This is a genomic window from Mesotoga infera, from assembly GCA_011045915.1.
GTDB lineage: Bacteria > Thermotogota > Thermotogae > Petrotogales > Kosmotogaceae > Mesotoga > Mesotoga infera_D.
The window spans coordinates 15,980-35,543 of record DSBT01000120.1; the positions used below are offsets into that span (position 1 = coordinate 15,980).

Below are 19,564 nucleotides of genomic sequence, written 5' to 3' on the forward strand. Positions count from 1 at the left end.
GGCATAATCATTATAGGAAGCGACGACGACAGATTCCTTCTGTCGGGGAGTAATCATTTATGAACATAGAGAATATTCACACTTGGACGATGGAACCAATCCAGGCTATCGATTTGCAGAAGAGGCTTAGGGACAGGCTCATATTTGAAGATTACACCGGTGAGCCCAATCTGATCGCCGGGGTGGATGTTTCCTTCCCTTCAAAAGAGGTAGCTCTAGCCGTAGTTGTGATTATTGAATTTCGCTCGCTACGTGTAATTGAGTACTTCTACTCGGTTGAGAAAATCAGTACACCTTACATTCCAGGACTCCTATCTTTCAGAGAAGGCCCGACCATATTAAAGGCTCTTTCCAAATCGCCTGAAGTCGATGTTATCTTCTTTGATGGACATGGAATAGCTCACCCAAGGGGTGTTGGCATAGCTTCACACATTGGCCTTTTCGTGAAGAAGCCAACCATTGGAATCGCCAAAAGCCTTTTGTATGGCAAACTTAAAGACTGTCCCGAAGAGAAGGGGGTGATGAGCCCAATCCTTGCTCCCGATGGACGTTTGCTTGGATACGCCGTTCGCACAAGGAGAGGCGTAAAACCGATTTTCGTTTCGCCAGGGAATCGAATTAATTCAGAATCTGCAGTAGATCTGGTCTTAAAAACTGTAGGCAAGTACAGAATACCCGAACCTACCAGGCAGGCTCACATCCTTACTCAAGAGCTGAAGGGTCAACTTATTCTGTAGAAAACTATTGAAGCAGCTCCTTTTATTCCTGCGTTCTCCACCAGTTTGCTCAAGGTTATACTGTAGGTTCCGTTGAAAGATGGCATTACATACTCCGGCATCTTTCTTTGGATGCCGTCAATAAGCAAGTCTCCCGCCTTGCTAATTCCACCGCCAATTATTATGTGTTCGGGATTGAATACGTGTATGTAATTGCCTATTGCAGTTGCCAGAGCTCTTGTCGCTCTTTCAACAACAATCGTTGCTGCATGGTCTCCTTCTCGCGCGGAGTCGAAGACAGCTTTGGCAGTTATCTCGGGCTTGGCAAAAATCAATGACTCGGGAAATCTCTTAGAAAACTCTCTCGCCATGTTCACGATAGCCGTAGCTGACGCAAGCGATTCAAGACACCCATGAGAACCGCAGCCGCAAAGCGGACCCCCGGGTTCGACAACGGTGTGTCCGAGTTCCCCGCCATAACCCATGCTTCCTGTCATTAGCATCCCATGAGTAATTACTCCACCTCCGACACCTGTTCCTAGAGTTAGCCCCAACATATGTTGACTTCCTTTGAACTCTCCGAATGCCCACTCCCCAAGGATAAAGGAATTTGCGTCGTTTTCAATGAAGGTCTTGATTCCCGAAATCTTCTCCAGCATCTCAGCCAGTCCGAATCCTGACCAGTCTGGAAGGTTCGGCGAGAACAATACGGTGCCGGTTTCATGGTCAATCGATCCCGGAGATCCGACACCAATACCGATAACGTCTGATGAGTTCATTCCAGATTCGAGAAGAAGTTCTCTAACTGCTTCACCAATTCTTGTCACAACGGTGATTCTTCCATCGAGCACCTTAGTCGGAATCATCTTTTTTTTGATAATCTTTCCATCTTCTTGTACGATTCCAATCTTGGTCTCGGTACCGCCCAGATCGATTCCGATCACGTGCTTGGCCATTGACATCTCCCGTCTAGTACGACTTTTTCTCCATCTCTATCAAGTCCAGAAACTCCTCATTGGTAGCCGTTCCACGCAGTTTGTCCATGATTAGTCTCAGACCCTCTTCTTCCGACATTGATGACAGCATTCTTCTAAGAACCCAAACCTTCCGCAAAATATCGGAAGGAAGAAGAAGTTCTTCTCTCCTTGTACCGGATAGGGTGAGGTTTATCGAAGGGAACATTCTCTTGTTGGCAAGCTGCCTCGAAAGGATCAATTCCATGTTTCCAGTACCCTTGAATTCCTCGAATATTACTTCATCCATCTTACTTCCCGTTTCAACAAGAGCCGTTGCGATGATTGTTAGGCTTCCGCCTTCTTCAATATTTCTTGCCGCACCAAAGAAGTACTTTGGCTTGTATAAAGCCGAGGGGTCCACTCCTCCAGACAGAAGCTTTCCACTTGGCGGAACGTAGAGATTGTAGGCCCTTGCCAGCCTCGTAATGCTGTCAAGGAGGATCACCACATCGTAGTTGAACTCTACTAATCGCTTGGCCATCTCAATAGTCATTTCGGCAACCCTGATTTGTTTTTCGGGATGCATGTCGAATGGAGCAGCGATCACATGTGCATTTGAACTCCTCCTGAGATCGGTAACCTCTTCAGGTCTTTCATCGATCAGCAGAATTATCCTCACTGTATCGGGATGGTTTTCAGCGATACCATTTGCAAGTTCCTTCAGCAATATCGTCTTCCCAGCCTTAGGAGGAGAGACTATTAGACCTCTCTGTCCCTTTCCTATCGGGGAAAAGAGGTCGACCATTCTCGTACTCATAATGTGCGATTCTGTTTCCGTAATAAGCTTATCCTCGGGGTGAATAGGCGTTAAGTTCTGAAAAGTAATCCTCTCAGCCGCGAAGTTGATCGCCTTGTGATTAATAGCTTCTATTCTCAGGAGCGCGAAATACTTCTCTCCTTCTTTCGGTGGTCTCACCTGCCCCGCAACTGTATCACCGCTAGTGAGATTGAATCTTCTGATCTGTGACTGGCTAACGTAAATATCATTTGAGCTTGGGAGAAGATTGTTATCGAGCGTTCTTAGAAAACCATATCCCCCATCTGTAATCTCCAGCACACCCTGATCGAAAAAGTAACCATATGATTCAGTCTGAGCCTTGAGAACGGCGAATATCAAATCCTTCTTGGCCATCTGGGTATAGCCCTGCACGTCATACTTCCTCGCAAGCTTATAAACATCTCTTATAGGCATTGCCTGAAGTTGGGAAATATCGATTTCTACTTCCCTGATGTTATCCTTGTCTTTGTCTTTATCTTTGTCCTTATCTCTTTCCTTCCTTGGGATCTCTTTGACATCGCTCGGGATGCTTTCCTTTCCAGTCTCCTTGGTCACTGAATTCTCTGCTTTTGAGTCCTTGGGGTCTTCTTTAGGTGAAATTTCAACTCCATCTTTTTCCTCAGCAATCTGTCTGGAAACGCTCTTCACGGCCTCATGACTATCTTCGGTTCTTTTCGATTCAGTCTTCTTTCTAGTCGTTCTCTTTCTAGTTGTCTTTTTTTCAGCAACCACTTTTTCCTCAAGTTCACCAGGTGTTTCTTCTGTTTTCTTTTTTCTTGGGCTCAAATTTGACGGTACATTCAGTCCGCCGTAGGAAGAATGCACCTACCCTCCTTCCATGTCTTAGGAATTGCCAAAATTGTGAAGCTAACAGTATTTGTAAGAAAGCTTGGGAGACCCGTATCCGGTGAGGTACCAGTTCTTTCAGGAATAATATACCACTAAAGAAGCAAAATTCAAAGCTTACTGACCTTGCTGTTTCTTATAGCGCTTCCAGTCTTCTGTGAATCTGTCTATGCCGATATCAGTAAGCGGGTGACCAAATAGCTTAAGAAGCACTTCAAAAGGTATTGTCACGATATCTGCACCCATCAAAGCTGCCTCAAGTACGTGCGTTGGATGCCTAACGCTTGCGACGATTATTTCCGTGTCGTAACCGTAGTTGGCAAATATTTTGACAATCTCCTCAACAACGCCCATGCCATCGCTTGCAATGTCGTCTAGCCTTCCGACAAACGGGCTGACATAGGTTGCACCAGCTTTTGCTGCAAGAGTCGCCTGAAGAGAATTGAATATTAGGGTAACATTAGTCTTGATTCCTTCGCCACTCAGGGTTTTGACCGCACGCATACCATCTCTTGTCATTGGAATCTTCACAACAACGTAGTCGCTGAGAGAGGCCAATTCACGCGCCTGCGAGATCATGTTTTCGTAATCTGTCGCCGTAACTTCCGCAGACACCGGGCCCTTTACTGTTTCACAGATTTCGACAACACGATCTTCAAACTTGACATTTTCTCTTGAAACCAGAGTGGGATTAGTGGTGACTCCATCAACGAGTCCAAGTTTCATCCCCTCCCTGATATCTTCAATATTCGCTGTATCAAGGAATATCTTCATCGCCAAACCTCCGAAGAATGGCTACCTTGCGGTAGCCATCATTTTTTCTCTTGTTTCTTTTCGGGTTTCTTCTCGGGCTTCTTGTTTTGCCTCTCTTCGTTGTCAATCAACTGAAGAACGGCCATTTCACTTGCATCGCCCCTTCGCATACCCAGTTTTACTATCCTAGTGTATCCGCCGTTTCTTTCACGATACTTGACTGCCACTTCATCACATATCTTCCTGACCAGTTTTCGGTCATTGAAGTTTCTGTTAATCTCGCGTCTTAAAGCAAGATTTCTTGATTTCAGTTCCTGAGTCTCCGCATTATCCGGACCTTTTGAAACAATTTCCGAGGACAGAATCGAAGCCTTCTTTGCCTTAGTTATTATGCTTTCAACGAAAGGCCTCACTTCCTTAGCTCTGGTTATAGTTGTCACAATTGTTCCATGTTCAAAAAGCTCCCTGGCCAGATTTCTCATCAAAGCGACTCTCTGGCTGTGGGGCATATTCAGTTTGCTTCCACTAACTCTATGACGCATGGCTAATAGGCCTCCTCACAATCATTCTTTCTTGAGTACGATGTTGAACTTGTCTCTCAGCTTCTTCACGACCTCAAGGATAGACTTCTCTCCAAAATTCCGTATCTTAAGCAGATCAGCCTCGCTTTTGTCAAGAAGATCGCCTATCGTGTTTATTTTATCGCGTTTAAGACAGTTGAGAGATCTCACTGAAAGATCAAGCTCTTCAACCTTCTTGGCCGCAAGGGGGTTTGAATCACGCTCTTCAGCCAATGGCGCTTCAGCGCTCACTTCAGTCTCTTCAACAATCGTCTCGTCTTCCTCCGGTTCTATTGTCGCACCCGTAAGACCTAGAGACGGCTGACCAAGACCACTGGATACTACTTCGAAGTGCCTCATCAGAATGTCCGTCGCTCTCATCAATGCATCTGACGGAGTTATCGACTTTTTCGTCCAAACGTCAAGAACCAACTTGTCATAGTCCGTTCTCTTGCCGACACGAACGTTCTCTGTCTGGAAATTCACTTTCATTACAGGACTGAAGATACCATCGATATATATCATCTCCACGTCATGCTCTATCTCCATTTCCGACACGGGAACGAATCCTCTTCCGATCTCAGCAAAAAGCTCGATGTAAACAACTGAATCAGAGTTTAGAGTAGCAATATACTGCGATGAATTTACAACATCCACACCGGTAGGAGTCTTGATATCACCGGCGGTGATGACGCCTGGCCCAGCCTTTTCAAGCGTCAGCTTGACCGCGTCAGAAAACTCGAGAACGGGTTTGAGTTGAACTTTCTTAAAATTGAGAATGATTTCGAGTATGTCTTCCTTGACTCCGTCGATAACATCATATTCGTGGTACTTCCCAGGTATTTTCAATCTGGTGATCGCCATGCTCGGTATCGATGAGAGAAGAACCCTCCTAAGCGAGTTTCCGATAGTAGTGGCGTATCCTCTTTCCATAGGAGAAAGGATGAACCTTGTGAAATAGCTGTTCTCATCCTCTCTTTCCTCTTCAATTCGCAAGTTCTTGGGCATTATTGATGTCAACATTATTTCGCCCAGAATTCGGGCACACACCTCCTTCCAAGAAGGTAAGAATCGGGTTTACTTGGAGTAGAGCTCAATAATCGACTGCAGATCAACTGGAATCTCTACTTCTTCAGTTACTGGATATCTAAGGTAGGTCCCTCTGAACGTCTCGTAATCTACCTCAACCCATGGATAGGCTGTTCTCTCTTTTGCAGCTTCTGCCGCTTCTTTGATCGGTAGAGCAGTTCGGCTCTTCTCTTTGATCTCCACGATGTCACCGACTCTCAGATTGAAGGAGGGCTTATTGACCCTTCTACCGTTTACAAGAACATGTCCGTGGTTAACGAGCTGTCTTGCTTGTCTTCTGCTAGAAGCAAATCCCATCCTGAAAACGATGTTATCCAGTCTAGATTCCAAAATCCTAACCAGGGCGCTTCCCGTCTCTTCACTCTTTCTCAAAGCTGCTTCAAAATATCTTCTAAACTGTCTTTCAAGAACACCGTAAATTCTTTTTACTACTTGCTTGGATCTTAACTGCATTCCGTACTGTGTAAGCTTTCTTGTCGAAGCTCCATGCTGTCCCGGTGCCACAGGCCTCTTGACTTGGGCACATCTCGGGGAAAAGCATCTTTCACCCTTCAGATAAAGCTTGAACCCTTCGCGACGACAAAGCTTACAAACTGGTCCTGTATATCTGGCCATTCAACTCCCTCCTAAATCAGACTCTTCTTCTTCTTCTCGGTCTGCAACCGTTATGAGGCAGTGGCGTAATATCCTTGAGCGTCTCAACAGTGAGACCCGCCGCTTGAATAGTTCTGATTGCAGCTTCACGTCCCGAACCTGGGCCCTTTACTTCTATACCTACTCTGGTTATTCCTAACTTGATAGCCTCTTTTGCAATTCTGTCAGCACCCAGTTGCGCCGCATAAGGTGTTGATTTCTTTGATCCGGAATAACCGGCAGTTCCACCCGACGTCCACATAAGTGTATTTCCTTCTGGATCAGTCAGGGTAATTATCGTGTTGTTGAAAGAGGACTTTATGTGCACAACCCCTCTATCAGTAGATAACTTCTTCCTTTTCTTGGCTGCTGGTCTCTTTGCCATTCACTCTTACCTCCCGTTTTAGCTCTTCTTACGAATCTTACTGGCTCTAGAACCCTTCCTGGTCCTTCCGTTGGAATGCGTCTTCTGACCGCGAACCGGAAGCCCGTTTCTATGCCTGTAACCTCTATAACTTCCTATCTCAATTAGCCTTTTTATTGACCTGTCAACTTCAGTTCTGAGCTCACCTTCAACCTTGTAATGCTCGTTGATAAACTTTGCTATCTTACTAACTTCTTCATCCGTAAGGTCCTTTGCTCTCTTGTCGCGGTCAACTTCTGTTCCACTAAGAATTTCATTGGCTCTTGTATAACCTATACCGTAGATATAGGTCAGGGCAACGAAAGTCTTCTTGTTATTAGGAAGCTCAACACCAAGGATACGTGCCATCTATATCCCTCCTTAACCCTGACGCTGGTTGTGCTTTGGATTTTTTTCGCAGACAACTCTTATTCGTCCATTGCGTCTTATTACCTTGCAATGTTCACATCTCTTCTTTACCGAAGCGCGGACTTTCAATTCGTTTCTCCTCCTTTGTCTATCCTTTTTCGATAAACAATTCTTCCTTTGGTCAGGTCATATATTGAAACCTCTACCACGACCTTATCGCCGGGGATCAACCTGATGAAGTTCTTGCGCATTTTTCCAGAGATGTGAGCTAGAACAGAGAGGCCGTTCTCCAATTCGACCTTGAAGGTAGCATTGGGCATCGATTCCACAACTATTCCATCCATCTTAATGATATCGCTCTTATCCGACACCGGTGATCCTCCTCACAATCTGGAAAGAATCTTTGGACCGTCTTCCAGTATCGCAATATCATGCTCGAAATGAGCAGCACGCGACCTATCAGCAGTTACTGCGGTCCAACCATCTTCCAGAATCTCCACGCTGTAATGTCCACTTGCAACCATCGGTTCGATAGCAAGTGTCATTCCTGTTCTCAAAAGCATTCCGCTGTTTTGCCTTCCATAGTTAGGAACCTGAGGATCCTCATGGAGGCTCAGGCCAACACCATGTCCGACGTAGTCTCTTATTACAGAAAACCCGGCGCTTTCCACGCAGCTCTGGACTGCAAATCCAATGTCGCCAAGTCGGTTTCCAGCGCAGGCAATCTCTATGCCCTTAAGAAGCGACTCTTCAGTCCGCTGCAGAAGCAACCGGTCTTTTTCGCATAAATAACTTCCTACAACAAACGACTTTGCGGCGTCTCCCACAAATCCATCCTTCACTACCCCGCAATCCACGGAGACGATATCGCCGGCAGCAAAGACTTTCTCTTTCAAGGGAAACCCGTGAATTACCTCCTCATTTACCGATACGCAGAGAGTGTAAGGATATCCACTATACCCCTTGAATGCGGGAATGCCACCTCTTCTTTCAATCAATTCTTCTGCAGCTTTCTCCATATCATAGGCAGAGGCACCTTCGACTGCATACGACTCTACCTCAGCCAAAACCTCTGCAACGATCTTCGCAGCAATTTCGATTTTACAGATTTCCTCTGGAGATTTCAACCTAACCATGCTTTACATTCTCCAGATGATTGACGATCTCGGCAGTGACGGTATCGATTTCCCCCGACCCATCGACCTTAACTAGATTGCCTTTTTCGCCGGAATAGTACCTAATCACTGGCTCGGTCTTGTCCGAGTAGACACGGTACCTTGCCCTAACAGTCTCAGGCCTGTCATCGTCTCGTTGAATTAACCTGCTGCCATCGTTGTCACAGTAACCCTCGACCTTGGGTTTTAGAGTCAGGAGATTGTAGACTTTCCCACATTCGGGACAGACTCTCCTGCTCGAAATACGTTTTACAACTTCCTCTTCATCAGCGTCGACAAGCAGAGCAACGTCAATATCCTTCTTAAGTTCGTCTAGCATCTTATCTAGTGCAATCGCCTGTTCGACTGTTCTTGGAAAGCCGTCAAGTATGAAGCCATTCCTGGTGTCCTCCCTAGCCAATCTCTCTCTGACAAGATCTATCATCAGATCATCGGGGACGAGAAGCCCTTTATCCATTACTTCTTTGACCTTCAGCCCGAGGTCAGTGCCAGCAGCCACGGCTTCCCTTAACATATCTCCAGTAGATATGTGAGGAATATCCAGTTTACGGGCTATCCGTTTTGCCTGTGTCCCCTTCCCTGCTCCGGGAGGACCCATTAGAATTACATTCATACTTACCTCCTTCCTCGTAACTTGCCTTTCTTAACAAATCCCTCGTAGTGCCTGACCATAAGGTGAGTTTCCATCTGCTGCAAAATATCAATGGCAACACCTACCGCGATAAGAGTCGAGGTCCCTCCTATTGCAAGTCCGCCAATACTGAAGATCCCTCCAACTACCAGCGGAAGCAAGGCTATAACTACAAGGAATACAGCACCCATAAAGACCACACGATTCAGCACCCTCTGAATGTACTGCTGAGTCGAAAAACCAGGCCTGATTCCAGGGATGTATCCTCCGTAATTACGTATATTATCCGATACTTCTCTCACATCAAAAACCAGCGAGCTGTAGAAAAATGTGAAGAAGAATACCATTCCACCATAAAGCAAGATGTAAACAGGAGAAGTCTGAGCAAACAAAGTTTGCATGACATTCCTGCCACCGCTTCCTTCGGGGAATGCAGTTGCGATGAACTGGGGAAGCATCATTATTGCCGAACTGAATATTATCGGAATAACTCCACCCTGATTAACCTTAATGGGAATATGAGTGGAAACTCCCCCGTATACCCTTCTGCCAGTTACTCTTCTGGCGTACTGAACTTCAATCCTTCTCTCTCCCATTTGGACATAGATAACTGCAATAACCGTGAAAAGCGCAATTGCCAGCAGTATAGCCCACTGTATAGGAGACAACGCAACCACTACCTGCATTATTGAAGCCGGATATCTTGCGACAATTCCTCCGAAAATAAGAACAGATATACCGTTTCCTATACCCTTCTCGGTAATTCTCTCTCCGAGCCATAGCAAGAACATCGTTCCTCCTATTAGAGTTGATGTTGCGAGGAGGACAAAGAGAATCCTGCTTGGGATGGCCACTATTGCAGTGTTCGAAGAGAGGCCAAATGATATCAGGAATCCCTGGAGACCCGCGAGTCCAACAGTTAGCATTCTTGTGTATCGAGCGTACTTCTTCTTTCCCTCTTCGCCTTCTTTGAGCATTTCCTTCAGACTTGGAACAACTGCCGTAAGCAATTGAAGCATAATCTGCGCGTTAATGTAAGGAGTAACGCTCATCAAAAATATCGAAAACTGCTCTACAGCTCCACCAGTGAAGACATCAAAGAAGCCTATAAAACCTCCGGCTCCACCTTCGGAGAGAGTGCCGAAATATGCTGACCAAGCCTGGATATTTATTCCCGGGATCGGTATGTAGACACCTAGTCTGAAGATTGCCAGCGCGAGAAACGTGAAGAGAATTCTGTCTCTTAACTCAGGTATCTTGAAAGCGTTCTTCAGGGCATTCCACATTATCAGATCACCTCTGCCTTTCCACCAGCAGCTTCGATCTTCTCCTTGGCAGTTGAGCTGAAAGCATTTGCCTTGACTGTAAGAGACTTCGTCAATTCACCTCTTGCCAGAATCTTTACTCCGTCCTTGAGATCATTCAATATGTTCATCTGAACGAGAATCTCAGGCGAAATCTCACTACCACTCTCAAATCTCTCCTCAAGAGTACAAATATTGACAGTGGCATATTCTATAGAGCCTCGGTTCTTGAACCCTTTTATCGGTGTTCTCCTGAATAGGGGTGTCTGTCCGCCCTCAAATCGTGCAGCCACCTTACCGGTTGCTCTTCCCTGCCCTTTGTGGCCTCTTGTGGCGGTCTTACCCATTCCCGAACCAATACCGCGTCCTATTCTCTTCTCTCTTTTTCTCGAACCGGGCGTCGGACTTAGATCTTCAACTCTAAAAGCCATCTTCCTACCCCCTTCAGTCATCAAGTTCTTCGACAGCAAGAAGATGTCTTATGGCATTAACCATTCCCCTGATCTGTGGAGAATCCGGCTGGACAATTTCACTGTCCAACTTACCAAGACCTAGCGCCCTTACTGTCTTCAGCTGTCTTCTGTTGAAGCCGATCGGACTCTTTATCAATCGTATTCTCAAACTCCTTGCCATTACTGACCTGCCTCCTCGCTGATTCCGTGGAAAACCCTCTTCAAGGAAATGTCTCTGAGCTTTGCAAAATCCTGCGGGGATCTCAGACTTATCAAACCATTCAGAGCCGCCCTGGCCATGTTAAGCGTATTTGATGATCCCAGAGACTTAGTTAGGATATTCTTGACTCCTGCAAGCTCAACAACTGCTCTGACAGGAGAGTTGGCGATGATACCCGTACCTGGACCTGCAGGTTTCAACATTATCCTTGCGGAATCCTGTCTACCAACAGTCTCATGTGGTACAGTCTCGTTTCTAACCGCAACTTCTGTAACATTCTTCTTGGCTTCTAGAACTGCTTTTCTTATTGCGGTCGGTACTTCCCTGGCACTGCCGATTCCAAGACCAACCTTTCCATCGCGGTTGCCCACAACGGCAACTACTCTAAAGGATAGATTCTTTCCTCCGGCAACAACTTTTGTAACCCTTCTTATTTCAATTATTCTCTCTTCAAATTCGTTGTCTTCTACCTGCTTTTCTACAGGAGCGTTTCTGGAAGCTCTGGGGTTTCTTCTTCCTTCACGTGAAGATTTCGAATTGCGATCATTCTTCATCTCTTCAGCCATCTTCCTCACCTCCTCAGAACTGTAGCCCGCCTGCTCGAGCTCCCTCGGCAAGCGACTTTATTCTTCCATGGAACTTGAATCCCCCACGGTCGAAAACCACGTTGGTGATTCCCTTGTCTTTCGCCTTCTTTGCGAGGAGCTCTCCGACCTTCTTCGCAGCATCTATATTCCATGACTTATCTATGGAACCCTTGACATCTTTGTCTACCGTTGATGCCGAAACAAGGGTGACTCCCTTGGAATCATCGATCAGCTGAGCATAAATGTGCTTCTCGCTTCTGAAGACTGCCAGTCTAGGCCTTTCCGGTGTTCCGGAAATTGCAGACCTGACGCGAAGATGTCTCTTTCGCCTTTGTTCCTTCTTGTCTTTATGTTTGAACACTCCAGCCGCCTCCTTGATTAGACCTTCTTACCGACTTTGGTTCTAATTGCTTCTCCCTTGTAACGTATACCTTTTCCGGAATAGACAATCGGAATTCTCCATCGCTTGATGTTCGCAGCAACCTGGCCAACTAAGTATTTGTCGATTCCCTTGACCACTATAGCCTGCGGCGCCGGTACCTCAAACTCTATTCCTGCGGGAGGATCTATCTCAACAGGATGAGCATAACCGAGATTCATTACAAGTTTCTTTCCCTGAAGCTGAGCTCTGTAACCTACTCCAACGATTTCAAGTTCCTTAGCAAACCCTTGAGTAACGCCCAGCACCATGTTGTTTATTAGCGACCAAAAAGTGCCGGCATATTTTGCCAATCTCTTATAGTCACTCTTTCTGATCACAACATCTTCATTCGACTTCACCCAGAGCTCTTTTTCGTCGGCCTCGATCTTCACAAGAGGAAGGAGTTCCTGTTTCAGCTCGCCTTTAGGTCCCTTCACAGTGATCAAGTTTCCTTCGATTTTGTATGATACACCAGCAGGGATCTTTATGGAATGCTTAAGTAGTCTAGACATCGAAATTCCCTCCCTACCACACGTAGCAGATGACTTCGCCGCCGACGCCTTGGGAACGGGCCTGCTTGTCTGTCATCACTCCGCTGGAAGTACTAACAATTGCTATTCCCATACCTGACTTCACCTTCGGAAGCTTGTCCTTATTTACGTACATCCTTTTGCCAGGTTTGGAAATTCTAACGATTCCAGAGATGACGTTGATCTTGTGCCTCCTGTCTCCCTTGTATTTCAGAAAGACTTTGAGAACACCCTGTTTGCCATCCTCTATATATTTATAATCGTCTATATAGCCCTCCGCCTTCAAAATATCCAGAAGCTTCTTCTTCAGGTTAGAAGCCGGTATGTCCACGCTCTCCTTAAAGGCAGCGTTGGCATTTCTTATTCTAGTGAGCATGTCGGCTATGGGATCACTCCACATTACATTTCCCTCCTCACCAGCTTGCTTTCTTCACACCGGGGAGTTTTCCCTCGGAAGCCAGCTGTCTAAAGCACACTCTGCAAAGACCGAACTCTCTATAAACTGATCTAGGTCTGCCACAAAGATTGCATCTGTTATATTTCCTTACTTTGAACTTGGGTTCTCGTTTCCACTTTTCGACTAATGATTTCTTCGCCATGCACCTACCTCCTTAGACCATGACTCTTTTGAAAGGAAGTCCAAGAAGGGCTAACAATCTTCTTGCTTCCTCATCGGTCCTGGCCGTTGTAACAACTATTATGTCCATTCCCTGAACTCTTTTTATTTGATCCGGCACAATTTCGGGAAAGACTAGCTGTTCGGGAAGCCCCATTGCATAATTACCTCTACCATCGAATGAGTCGGGATCAACGCCTCTGAAGTCTCTTAGCTTAGGAAGCACAACATTTATAAGCTTATAAAGGAAGTTGTACATCCTGGGTCCTCTTAGGGTAACCTTCAGTCCCACCGGCATTCCGTCACGAAGTTTGAAGTTCGCGATACTTTTCTTTGCTTTCGTCACCACTGGCTTCTGCCCAACAATTGTCATCAGCTCTTTGCCATGTAAATCGAGAAGGTCAGCATTTCTTGAACCTTCGCCAATCCCCATATTGACAACTATCTTCGAAACTCTAGGGACCTCCAGCATATTTTTGTAGCCAAATTCCTTCGACATGGTAGGGACTACTTCACTTTCAAATTTATCTTTCAAAGGGACGTATTCGTATGCCATCAACAATTCCTCCCCATCAGACCTTATCGATTATCTCGCCGCACTTCTTGCAAGATCTGACCTTTTCGCCATTTTCAAGAATTTTGTGGGCGACTCTCGTAGGCTTATTACAGTTGGGGCAGACAACCATTACTTTGGAAACGTATATTGGGGATTCCCTTTCAATGATTCCACCTTCACGGTATTGATTGGTTGGTCTCTGATGCTTCTTCGTGAAGTTGACACCCTCAACAATTATCTTCTTCTCCGAGGGAATTGTCTTAAGAACTTTGCCTTTCTTGCCCCTGTCTTTGCCTGAAATAACCATTACTGTATCTTCTCTTTTCACTCTACTCATTTTGCTCACTCCTCACCAGACTTCCTGGGCTAGAGAAGCTATCTTGGAGAATCCCTTATCCCTTATTTCTCTAGCAACAGGTCCAAAGACGCGTGTTCCTCTGGGCTGGTTCTGCTTGTCAATAATCACCGCAGCATTGTCATCGAAGCGAATGTAGGTGCCGTCTGGTCTGCGAATCTCCTTCGCCGTTCTAACAAGAACGGCCCTTACGATATCGCCCTTCTTGAAATCTGTGTTCGGCGCCACATCCCTCACTGCTGCAACAACTATGTCGCCTATGCTTCCTGATCTCTTTCTGTACCCGCCGGTGACCTGTATCACCTTGATCATTCTCGCACCTGAGTTGTCTGCGATCTTAAGGTATGATTCAGATTGGATCATTTCTGGTCACCTCCGGAGCCTTCAACGGCCTCGGGAGTTTCGGGAATTTCTCCCGTGTAGATATCCTTCTTGAGAACCTTAACGAGTTTGAACTTCTTCATCTTGCTAAGGGGTCTGCACTCTTCAATTTCAACTGTATCGCCCATTCCAGCAAGACCTTCTGGATCATCTGCGTGATACTTCTTAGTAGTTTTCATGGTTTTCCCATAGAAGGGATGTATGTGCGTCCTTGTAACACTTACCACTATCGTTTTGTCCATCTTGTCACTTACTACCGTTCCTACTAATGTCTTTCTTGGCATGGCGGACTACCTCCTTATCCCCAGTTCACGACCGCGAAGGATGGTCTTTATCCTTGCTATGTCGCGCTTTACAACAGTTATCTGGGAATGGTTCTTCAACCTGTTCATTTCAAGCTGGAACCTGAGGTCCATCAGCTTTCTCTTTGAATCCTCGAGCATCTGAGTGAGTTCTTCATCGGTGAACTTTTGGAGTTCAACGGCTTTCATCAGAGCTCACCTCCTATCTGATACCTCGGTACTATCTTTGTTCTGATAGGTAGTTTGGAAGCCGCTTTTTCAAGAGCCTCTTTCGCAAGCTGGTCAGGCACTCCGCCTATTTCGAACATGATCTTCCCGGGCTTGACAACAGCTACCCAGCCTTCGACATCTCCCTTTCCCTTCCCCATTCTCACTCCGATTCCTTTTGAGGTAATAGGTTTGTCAGGGAAGATTCGAATCCAGAGATTACCATTCCTCTTCAGTGTTCTCGTAATTGCAATTCGGCAGGACTCGATCTGCTGAGCAGATATCCAATGTGGTTCGAGGGCCTTTATTCCCCACTCTCCAAAGTGAACAATGGTCCCACCTTTTGCCTTACCGTTCATCTTACCTCTTTGTTGCTTCCTGTATTTTACCCTTTTGGGCATTAACATTATGAACTACCTCCCCTCTTGCAATTACACCTGTACGTCGCCTTTGTAGATCCATACCTTCACACCGATTATTCCCATCTTTGTGAAAGCTGTGGTGTAACCGTAGTCCAGATCAGCTCTGAGGGTCTGGAGAGGAAGTCTTCCTTCCAGGTACCACTCTGTCCTGGCAATATCAGCTCCGTTCAGCCTTCCTGAAACCATTATCTTTATCCCTTTAGCTCCCTTTCTCATTGCAGTGAATATTGCTCTCTTCATGGCTCTCTTATAGGAAGCTCGTTTCTCAATTCTTGACGCGATGTCTTCAGCAACAAGGATCGCATCGGTCTCGGGTGTTTTAACTTCTTCAATATTCAGCTGGAACTGCCTGGTTATAAGCTTCTCCAGCCGCTGCCTCAGCAGCTTGACTTCACTACCCTTCTTTCCAATCATCACACCAGGTCTGGCGCATTTGATGGTAATAACCACCTTACCTGGCTCCGGTCTCTCGATGTAAATGTCGGAAACTCCGGCAGCCATGTAATTCTTCTTAAGAAAGTCCCTTATCTTAAGATCCTCGAGAAGATATTCCTTGTAATTCTTCTCGTTTATCCAACGGGCTTTCCAATCTTTACTGACACCAAGCCTGAATCCATAAGGATGTACCTTCTGACCCACTTATGTCACCTCACTCCTGAGGATTGCTAATCTCTTCGCGGTTTGCTACAACAACGGTTATGTGGCTAAATCGTTTCTGCTGAATATCAGCTCTTCCTCTTCCTCGCGGCCACAGTCGCTTCATTCTCGGGCCATCATCGACAACAGCTTTTTCAACATAGAGACTATCGATATTTAGGCCAAAATTGTTCTCTGCGTTTGCCACTGCAGAGCGCAATACTTTGTAGACCAAACGGGAGGCCTTCTTAGGTGAGAACTCAAGAATCTGAAACGCCTCGCCAACTTCCCTATTTCTTATCGCATTTACAACTGATCTCGCCTTTCTAGGGGAGATTCTTACAAACTTTGCAACTGCCTTTGCTTGAGTCACAGGAGTTGCTGCTTTTTCCTCTTTGCGCTTCTTATGGAGAACTGAACGCTTGTCTCTCTGTCCCGCCTGCGCCATCTCAGCATCCCCCTTCATCTGACTTCGCCTTTCTTACTCTTCTTATCTGCATGCCCACCGAACCTCCTGGTGGGAGAGAACTCACCCAGTCTGTGTCCAATCATATTCTCTGAAATGTAAACCGGTATATGCTTCATTCCGTTGTAGACAGCTATTGTATGTCCAATCATTTCAGGAAGAATCATGGATGCTCTGCTCCAAGTCTTAATGGGTTTCTTTTCTCCCTTTTCATTCAGCTCTCTAATCCTTTTCAAGAGACTCGGGTGTACGTATGGGCCTTTCTTCTTAGATCTAGACATCTTCAACTACACCCCCTGATCAATTCTGATTCCTGCGTTTGACTATTAGGTTATCTGATGGCTTCTTGTTCTTCCGCGTTTTATAACCTCTGGCCGGCTGTCCCCAGGGACTCTGAGGAAGGTGGCCCTTAGAACGTCCTTCTCCCCCACCCATCGGGTGATCGACTGGATTCATCGTCATGCCTCTGACCGACGGCCGAACTCCAAGCCATCTCCTTCTTCCTGCTTTCCCATGTATCTCATTCGAATGTTCCTCATTTCCAACCATGCCGATCGTTGCCATGCATTTCACTACAACTCTTCTCAGTTCGCCGGAAGGCATTCTAAGAAGCGCATATCTTCCCTCTTTAGCCATCAGCTGGGCATACGTTCCCGCTGCTCTAGCAATCTGACCACCCTTGCCGGGCAAGAACTCAATGTTGTGGACGATCGTACCCACAGGGATTCTCTCTAGTGGCATGGAGTTTCCAACAGATATTTCGGCTTGGTCTCCGTTCTGAATACCATCTCCGACCTTCAGACCCTTCGGGGCCAGCATATATCTTTTCTCACCATCGATGTACTGGAGAAGAGCAATCCTTGCCGTTCTGTTTGGGTCATACTCTATCGATATTACCTTCGCAGGAATACCTATTTTGTCTCTCTTGAAATCGATAACTCTGTAACGCCTCTTAGTTCCCCCACCCTGATGCCTAACTGTTATTCTCCCATGATGGTTTCTACCGGCGTTACTTTTAATAGGCTCTAGAAGAGACTTTTCCGGTTCAGTCTTCGTAACTTCCTTGAAGTCGGGAAGAAGCATAGACCTTCTGCTCTTGGTGACGGGATTAAACTTTCTCAATGCCATGTCATCTCACCTCACCTTAGTGTTGGCCTTCGAGTTCTTTAATCCTGTATCCTGTCACTAGCGTAACAATTGCCTTCTTCCAGGACCTCGACTTGCCAACAAAGACACCACGTTTCTTTGGTTTTCCCTTCATGTTCATGATATTTACTTGTTCAACCCTCACATTGAAAAGCTTCTCAACGGCGGCTTTGACCGTATGCTTATTCGCATCTCTATGAACCTCAAAAATGTACTTGTTCATTTCACCAGAAGCAACTGTTTTTTCGGTGATCAGCGGTCTGAGGAGAACGTCTCCGTAATACTTCTTTTCAGTCATTAACCGAGCACCTCCTCGATCTTACGAACAAGATCAGTCGTGATCACAAGCTTTTCGTGATTAATAATGTCGTATACGTTAAGTCCGTCGATATTTGCCTTGCTAGTGACGGATGTATTTCCAGGATTATCCGCAATTATTACCTTCACGCCATAAATGTTTTTCCCGGAGAGTCTAACGTTTTGATACTCGTCTTTCTGCCATGGCAGAACGAAGAGTGTCTTCTGCGACTTATCGAGTCCAAGATTACTCAAGACCTCTCTTAGCTGCTTTGTCTTTGGATTGTCAAACTTGAGATCATCCAAAACTATCAGATTTCCTTCACTGAGTCTGAGACTCAATGCAGATCTTAGCGCAACCTTCTTCATTTTCTTGGTCATGTTGAACGACCAGTCTTTTGGCTTCGGTCCATGAATTACTCCACCATGTCTCCAAAGTGGACTTCTCGATGAACCTACTCTTGCTCTTCCTGTGTGTTTCTGGGCCCAAGGTTTTCTTCCCCCGCCCCTTACCTCTGATCTTGTCTTAGCCGAAGCCAGTCCGGCACGTCTTCCTGAAAGCTGCATATTAACGTATCTGAACATCAGATCTTTGTTCGGTTCAACGCTAAAGACGCTTTCAATCAGTTCTACAGTGCCAACTTTCTGGCCGGCCATATTCACAACGTCGGCTTGAGCCATTGTTGCGTCCTCCTTCCAACACATTTTCGGGGCTATCTGTTTGCGCTCTTAATAACTAAGAGGCCGCCCCTCGCTCCTGGAACTGCGCCATAGATGGCTATGAGTCCATTCTCTGCATCGACTTTTACCACGGTTAGATTCTTTACTGTCTTCTTTTCGTTACCGTACTGACCGGGCATTTTCTTACCCTTCCAGATCTTCGCTGGATCAGTGTGATTACCCACTGAACCCAATTCTCTGTGGAATTTCGAACCATGAGAAGCCTCTCCACCTCTGAAGTTCCATCTCTTCATCGCGCCAGAAAAACCTCTACCCTTAGAAAACCCAGTTACGTCTACCTTTTCGCCTTCAGAAAAGACGCCAGCTTCTATGATATCACCAACATTGAAGTCATTGATGTTACCAACCTTGAACTCTTTGAGAACTCTATGTGGTTTGACCTTTACCGCTTCAAACTTCTTCACCAGAGGCTTTGTCAGTATTTTTTTCGCTCTTTCTGGAGTTAGCTCTTCGAATCCAACTTGAATGGCGTCGTATTCGCCGCCTTCACTCGTCTTTTTCTGTACTACTGTACATGGACCGGCTTTCACTACGGTAACTCCGAAGGCTTTTCCATCTTTGTATATAGTTGTCATACCGAGTTTTCTACCCAATATACCTTTCATCTATCACACCTCCGAAGTCTCTTTACAGTTTAATCTCCACGTCTACACCCGCGGGGAGGTCGACTTTCATAAGAGAATCTATCGTTTTTGGTGTAGGATCTAGTATCTCAATCAACCTCTTATGAACTAGCTTCTCAAACTGCTCTCTTGCATCCTTGAACTTGTGTGGCGAAGTTAGAACAGTGTAGAGCGTCCTCTCCGTTGGCAATGGCACCGGACCCGATACCTTGGCATTGGTGAGCTTTACAGCTTCGACAATTTTCTTGGCCGACAAGTCAAGCAGTTTATGATCGTAAGCCTTCAAGCGAATCCTGATTTTTTGCTTGGCCATGCCTAAATGTTCCCTCCTTC

At 46.0% G+C, this 19,564-nt stretch carries 35 protein-coding genes; 1 reads left to right on the forward strand and 34 read right to left on the reverse strand.

What is annotated here, in order from left to right; translation table 11 throughout:
• Positions 1–59: 59 nt before the first annotated feature.
• On the forward strand, positions 60–737 hold the full coding sequence (locus ENN47_04110) for an endonuclease V (GenBank protein HDP77365.1): 678 nt from the start codon (positions 60–62) through the stop codon (positions 735–737).
• On the opposite strand, the gene ENN47_04115 is transcribed toward ENN47_04110, so the two are convergent.
• The 34 genes from ENN47_04115 to ENN47_04280 all read right to left on the reverse strand — a co-directional run bounded on the left by ENN47_04115 (position 722) and on the right by ENN47_04280 (position 19,544).
• On the reverse strand, positions 722–1,672 hold the full coding sequence (locus ENN47_04115; protein ID HDP77366.1) for an ROK family protein: 951 nt from the start codon (positions 1,670–1,672) through the stop codon (positions 722–724). The two genes, ENN47_04110 and ENN47_04115, sit on opposite strands and share 16 nt — an antisense overlap.
• 13 nt (positions 1,673–1,685) lie before the next feature.
• Positions 1,686–3,314 carry a transcription termination factor Rho gene (locus ENN47_04120; GenBank protein HDP77367.1) on the reverse strand — a complete coding sequence of 543 codons (1,629 nt, stop codon included), beginning with the start codon at positions 3,312–3,314 and terminating at the stop codon, positions 1,686–1,688.
• 159 nt (positions 3,315–3,473) lie between these two features.
• Positions 3,474–4,130, reverse strand: coding sequence for a fructose-6-phosphate aldolase (gene fsa / locus ENN47_04125; GenBank protein ID HDP77368.1), 657 nt, complete (start codon positions 4,128–4,130; stop codon positions 3,474–3,476).
• Between the two features lie 38 nt (positions 4,131–4,168).
• Positions 4,169–4,651: a 50S ribosomal protein L17 gene (locus ENN47_04130; protein ID HDP77369.1), complete on the reverse strand. Its 483-nt coding sequence runs from the start codon at positions 4,649–4,651 to the stop codon at positions 4,169–4,171.
• Between the two features lie 21 nt (positions 4,652–4,672).
• A complete protein-coding gene (locus ENN47_04135) occupies positions 4,673–5,719 on the reverse strand; it encodes a DNA-directed RNA polymerase subunit alpha (GenBank protein ID HDP77370.1) in 1,047 nt (348 codons plus the stop codon).
• A 27-nt stretch (positions 5,720–5,746) separates the two neighbouring features.
• Complete coding sequence (locus ENN47_04140) at positions 5,747–6,373, reverse strand: 30S ribosomal protein S4 (protein HDP77371.1); 627 nt, start codon at positions 6,371–6,373, stop codon at positions 5,747–5,749.
• A gap of 16 nt (positions 6,374–6,389) precedes the next feature.
• Positions 6,390–6,776, reverse strand: coding sequence for a 30S ribosomal protein S11 (locus ENN47_04145; GenBank protein ID HDP77372.1), 387 nt, complete (start codon positions 6,774–6,776; stop codon positions 6,390–6,392).
• A gap of 18 nt (positions 6,777–6,794) precedes the next feature.
• Entirely contained in the window at positions 6,795–7,163 is a 369-nt protein-coding gene (locus tag ENN47_04150) for a 30S ribosomal protein S13 (protein ID HDP77373.1), read from the reverse strand.
• A gap of 12 nt (positions 7,164–7,175) precedes the next feature.
• Positions 7,176–7,292, reverse strand: coding sequence for a 50S ribosomal protein L36 (gene rpmJ, locus ENN47_04155; protein ID HDP77374.1), 117 nt, complete (start codon positions 7,290–7,292; stop codon positions 7,176–7,178).
• The gene (locus tag ENN47_04160) at positions 7,289–7,534 is read right to left on the reverse strand and encodes a translation initiation factor IF-1 (protein ID HDP77375.1); all 246 of its coding nucleotides are present in this window, start codon (positions 7,532–7,534) and stop codon (positions 7,289–7,291) included. The genes rpmJ and ENN47_04160 overlap by 4 nt, the downstream gene beginning before the upstream one ends.
• Before the next feature lie 12 nt (positions 7,535–7,546).
• Entirely contained in the window at positions 7,547–8,299 is a 753-nt protein-coding gene (map, locus tag ENN47_04165; protein ID HDP77376.1) for a type I methionyl aminopeptidase, read from the reverse strand.
• The gene (locus tag ENN47_04170; GenBank protein ID HDP77377.1) at positions 8,292–8,951 is read right to left on the reverse strand and encodes an adenylate kinase; all 660 of its coding nucleotides are present in this window, start codon (positions 8,949–8,951) and stop codon (positions 8,292–8,294) included. Before ENN47_04170 ends, map begins: the two co-directional genes overlap by 8 nt.
• A 2-nt stretch (positions 8,952–8,953) precedes the next feature.
• Positions 8,954–10,255, reverse strand: a complete 1,302-nt coding sequence (gene secY / locus ENN47_04175; GenBank protein ID HDP77378.1) for a preprotein translocase subunit SecY — start codon at positions 10,253–10,255, stop codon at positions 8,954–8,956.
• Between the two features lie 2 nt (positions 10,256–10,257).
• Positions 10,258–10,704, reverse strand: coding sequence for a 50S ribosomal protein L15 (locus ENN47_04180; GenBank protein HDP77379.1), 447 nt, complete (start codon positions 10,702–10,704; stop codon positions 10,258–10,260).
• A gap of 13 nt (positions 10,705–10,717) precedes the next feature.
• Positions 10,718–10,906: a 50S ribosomal protein L30 gene (locus tag ENN47_04185; protein HDP77380.1), complete on the reverse strand. Its 189-nt coding sequence runs from the start codon at positions 10,904–10,906 to the stop codon at positions 10,718–10,720.
• Positions 10,906–11,511, reverse strand: coding sequence for a 30S ribosomal protein S5 (locus tag ENN47_04190; GenBank protein ID HDP77381.1), 606 nt, complete (start codon positions 11,509–11,511; stop codon positions 10,906–10,908). Before ENN47_04190 ends, ENN47_04185 begins: the two co-directional genes overlap by 1 nt.
• 13 nt (positions 11,512–11,524) lie before the next feature.
• Entirely contained in the window at positions 11,525–11,893 is a 369-nt protein-coding gene (locus ENN47_04195; GenBank protein HDP77382.1) for a 50S ribosomal protein L18, read from the reverse strand.
• 17 nt (positions 11,894–11,910) lie between these two features.
• Positions 11,911–12,465 carry a 50S ribosomal protein L6 gene (locus tag ENN47_04200; protein HDP77383.1) on the reverse strand — a complete coding sequence of 185 codons (555 nt, stop codon included), beginning with the start codon at positions 12,463–12,465 and terminating at the stop codon, positions 11,911–11,913.
• A 13-nt stretch (positions 12,466–12,478) separates the two neighbouring features.
• Entirely contained in the window at positions 12,479–12,883 is a 405-nt protein-coding gene (locus ENN47_04205) for a 30S ribosomal protein S8 (protein HDP77384.1), read from the reverse strand.
• A gap of 13 nt (positions 12,884–12,896) precedes the next feature.
• Positions 12,897–13,082: a type Z 30S ribosomal protein S14 gene (locus tag ENN47_04210; GenBank protein HDP77385.1), complete on the reverse strand. Its 186-nt coding sequence runs from the start codon at positions 13,080–13,082 to the stop codon at positions 12,897–12,899.
• A 12-nt stretch (positions 13,083–13,094) separates the two neighbouring features.
• On the reverse strand, positions 13,095–13,655 hold the full coding sequence (locus tag ENN47_04215) for a 50S ribosomal protein L5 (GenBank protein HDP77386.1): 561 nt from the start codon (positions 13,653–13,655) through the stop codon (positions 13,095–13,097).
• Between the two features lie 16 nt (positions 13,656–13,671).
• The gene (locus ENN47_04220) at positions 13,672–13,992 is read right to left on the reverse strand and encodes a 50S ribosomal protein L24 (protein ID HDP77387.1); all 321 of its coding nucleotides are present in this window, start codon (positions 13,990–13,992) and stop codon (positions 13,672–13,674) included.
• A 12-nt stretch (positions 13,993–14,004) separates the two neighbouring features.
• Positions 14,005–14,373, reverse strand: a complete 369-nt coding sequence (locus ENN47_04225; protein ID HDP77388.1) for a 50S ribosomal protein L14 — start codon at positions 14,371–14,373, stop codon at positions 14,005–14,007.
• The gene (gene rpsQ / locus ENN47_04230) at positions 14,370–14,675 is read right to left on the reverse strand and encodes a 30S ribosomal protein S17 (GenBank protein ID HDP77389.1); all 306 of its coding nucleotides are present in this window, start codon (positions 14,673–14,675) and stop codon (positions 14,370–14,372) included. The genes ENN47_04225 and rpsQ overlap by 4 nt, the downstream gene beginning before the upstream one ends.
• Before the next feature lie 6 nt (positions 14,676–14,681).
• Positions 14,682–14,882 carry a 50S ribosomal protein L29 gene (locus ENN47_04235; protein HDP77390.1) on the reverse strand — a complete coding sequence of 67 codons (201 nt, stop codon included), beginning with the start codon at positions 14,880–14,882 and terminating at the stop codon, positions 14,682–14,684.
• Entirely contained in the window at positions 14,882–15,307 is a 426-nt protein-coding gene (locus tag ENN47_04240) for a 50S ribosomal protein L16 (GenBank protein HDP77391.1), read from the reverse strand. The genes ENN47_04235 and ENN47_04240 overlap by 1 nt, the downstream gene beginning before the upstream one ends.
• Positions 15,308–15,331: 24 nt before the next feature.
• On the reverse strand, positions 15,332–15,961 hold the full coding sequence (locus ENN47_04245; protein HDP77392.1) for a 30S ribosomal protein S3: 630 nt from the start codon (positions 15,959–15,961) through the stop codon (positions 15,332–15,334).
• A 10-nt stretch (positions 15,962–15,971) separates the two neighbouring features.
• Complete coding sequence (locus ENN47_04250) at positions 15,972–16,406, reverse strand: 50S ribosomal protein L22 (protein ID HDP77393.1); 435 nt, start codon at positions 16,404–16,406, stop codon at positions 15,972–15,974.
• Between the two features lie 14 nt (positions 16,407–16,420).
• Positions 16,421–16,705, reverse strand: coding sequence for a 30S ribosomal protein S19 (locus tag ENN47_04255; protein ID HDP77394.1), 285 nt, complete (start codon positions 16,703–16,705; stop codon positions 16,421–16,423).
• A 19-nt stretch (positions 16,706–16,724) separates the two neighbouring features.
• A complete protein-coding gene (locus ENN47_04260; protein HDP77395.1) occupies positions 16,725–17,552 on the reverse strand; it encodes a 50S ribosomal protein L2 in 828 nt (275 codons plus the stop codon).
• A gap of 16 nt (positions 17,553–17,568) precedes the next feature.
• Positions 17,569–17,868 (reverse strand): 50S ribosomal protein L23, encoded by a 300-nt coding sequence (locus tag ENN47_04265; protein ID HDP77396.1) that lies wholly within the window; start codon positions 17,866–17,868, stop codon positions 17,569–17,571.
• Entirely contained in the window at positions 17,868–18,548 is a 681-nt protein-coding gene (locus ENN47_04270; protein ID HDP77397.1) for a 50S ribosomal protein L4, read from the reverse strand. The genes ENN47_04265 and ENN47_04270 overlap by 1 nt, the downstream gene beginning before the upstream one ends.
• A gap of 32 nt (positions 18,549–18,580) precedes the next feature.
• Positions 18,581–19,213, reverse strand: coding sequence for a 50S ribosomal protein L3 (locus ENN47_04275; GenBank protein HDP77398.1), 633 nt, complete (start codon positions 19,211–19,213; stop codon positions 18,581–18,583).
• Positions 19,214–19,235: 22 nt separating this feature from the next.
• Positions 19,236–19,544, reverse strand: a complete 309-nt coding sequence (locus ENN47_04280; protein HDP77399.1) for a 30S ribosomal protein S10 — start codon at positions 19,542–19,544, stop codon at positions 19,236–19,238.
• Between the last annotated feature and the right edge of the window lie 20 nt (positions 19,545–19,564).

What these genes read in the sequence shown, in the direction of transcription:
- ENN47_04220 (HDP77387.1), bottom strand. Translation starts at nt 13,992, where the DNA reads ATGAGTAGAGTGAAAAGAGAAGATACAGTAATGGTTATTTCAGGCAAA.
- ENN47_04265 (HDP77396.1), bottom strand. Translation starts at nt 17,868, where the DNA reads ATGACTGAAAAGAAGTATTACGGAGACGTTCTCCTCAGACCGCTGATC.
- ENN47_04150 (HDP77373.1), bottom strand. Translation starts at nt 7,163, where the DNA reads ATGGCACGTATCCTTGGTGTTGAGCTTCCTAATAACAAGAAGACTTTC.
- ENN47_04225 (HDP77388.1), bottom strand. Translation starts at nt 14,373, where the DNA reads ATGATCCAATCTGAATCATACCTTAAGATCGCAGACAACTCAGGTGCG.
- fsa (HDP77368.1), bottom strand. Translation starts at nt 4,130, where the DNA reads ATGAAGATATTCCTTGATACAGCGAATATTGAAGATATCAGGGAGGGG.
- ENN47_04185 (HDP77380.1), bottom strand. Translation starts at nt 10,906, where the DNA reads ATGGCAAGGAGTTTGAGAATACGATTGATAAAGAGTCCGATCGGCTTC.
- ENN47_04255 (HDP77394.1), bottom strand. Translation starts at nt 16,705, where the DNA reads ATGTCTAGATCTAAGAAGAAAGGCCCATACGTACACCCGAGTCTCTTG.
- ENN47_04260 (HDP77395.1), bottom strand. Translation starts at nt 17,552, where the DNA reads ATGGCATTGAGAAAGTTTAATCCCGTCACCAAGAGCAGAAGGTCTATG.
- rpsQ (HDP77389.1), bottom strand. Translation starts at nt 14,675, where the DNA reads ATGCCAAGAAAGACATTAGTAGGAACGGTAGTAAGTGACAAGATGGAC.
- ENN47_04215 (HDP77386.1), bottom strand. Translation starts at nt 13,655, where the DNA reads ATGGCATACGAATACGTCCCTTTGAAAGATAAATTTGAAAGTGAAGTA.
- ENN47_04190 (HDP77381.1), bottom strand. Translation starts at nt 11,511, where the DNA reads ATGGCTGAAGAGATGAAGAATGATCGCAATTCGAAATCTTCACGTGAA.
- map (HDP77376.1), bottom strand. Translation starts at nt 8,299, where the DNA reads ATGGTTAGGTTGAAATCTCCAGAGGAAATCTGTAAAATCGAAATTGCT.
- ENN47_04270 (HDP77397.1), bottom strand. Translation starts at nt 18,548, where the DNA reads ATGGCTCAAGCCGACGTTGTGAATATGGCCGGCCAGAAAGTTGGCACT.
- ENN47_04115 (HDP77366.1), bottom strand. Translation starts at nt 1,672, where the DNA reads ATGGCCAAGCACGTGATCGGAATCGATCTGGGCGGTACCGAGACCAAG.
- ENN47_04145 (HDP77372.1), bottom strand. Translation starts at nt 6,776, where the DNA reads ATGGCAAAGAGACCAGCAGCCAAGAAAAGGAAGAAGTTATCTACTGAT.
- ENN47_04180 (HDP77379.1), bottom strand. Translation starts at nt 10,704, where the DNA reads ATGGCTTTTAGAGTTGAAGATCTAAGTCCGACGCCCGGTTCGAGAAAA.
- ENN47_04275 (HDP77398.1), bottom strand. Translation starts at nt 19,213, where the DNA reads ATGAAAGGTATATTGGGTAGAAAACTCGGTATGACAACTATATACAAA.
- ENN47_04130 (HDP77369.1), bottom strand. Translation starts at nt 4,651, where the DNA reads ATGCGTCATAGAGTTAGTGGAAGCAAACTGAATATGCCCCACAGCCAG.
- ENN47_04200 (HDP77383.1), bottom strand. Translation starts at nt 12,465, where the DNA reads ATGTCTAGACTACTTAAGCATTCCATAAAGATCCCTGCTGGTGTATCA.
- ENN47_04110 (HDP77365.1), top strand. Translation starts at nt 60, where the DNA reads ATGAACATAGAGAATATTCACACTTGGACGATGGAACCAATCCAGGCT.
- ENN47_04280 (HDP77399.1), bottom strand. Translation starts at nt 19,544, where the DNA reads ATGGCCAAGCAAAAAATCAGGATTCGCTTGAAGGCTTACGATCATAAA.
- ENN47_04240 (HDP77391.1), bottom strand. Translation starts at nt 15,307, where the DNA reads ATGTTAATGCCCAAAAGGGTAAAATACAGGAAGCAACAAAGAGGTAAG.
- ENN47_04170 (HDP77377.1), bottom strand. Translation starts at nt 8,951, where the DNA reads ATGAATGTAATTCTAATGGGTCCTCCCGGAGCAGGGAAGGGGACACAG.
- ENN47_04205 (HDP77384.1), bottom strand. Translation starts at nt 12,883, where the DNA reads ATGTGGAGTGATCCCATAGCCGACATGCTCACTAGAATAAGAAATGCC.
- secY (HDP77378.1), bottom strand. Translation starts at nt 10,255, where the DNA reads ATGTGGAATGCCCTGAAGAACGCTTTCAAGATACCTGAGTTAAGAGAC.
- ENN47_04250 (HDP77393.1), bottom strand. Translation starts at nt 16,406, where the DNA reads ATGGCGCAGGCGGGACAGAGAGACAAGCGTTCAGTTCTCCATAAGAAG.
- ENN47_04210 (HDP77385.1), bottom strand. Translation starts at nt 13,082, where the DNA reads ATGGCGAAGAAATCATTAGTCGAAAAGTGGAAACGAGAACCCAAGTTC.
- ENN47_04235 (HDP77390.1), bottom strand. Translation starts at nt 14,882, where the DNA reads ATGAAAGCCGTTGAACTCCAAAAGTTCACCGATGAAGAACTCACTCAG.
- ENN47_04140 (HDP77371.1), bottom strand. Translation starts at nt 6,373, where the DNA reads ATGGCCAGATATACAGGACCAGTTTGTAAGCTTTGTCGTCGCGAAGGG.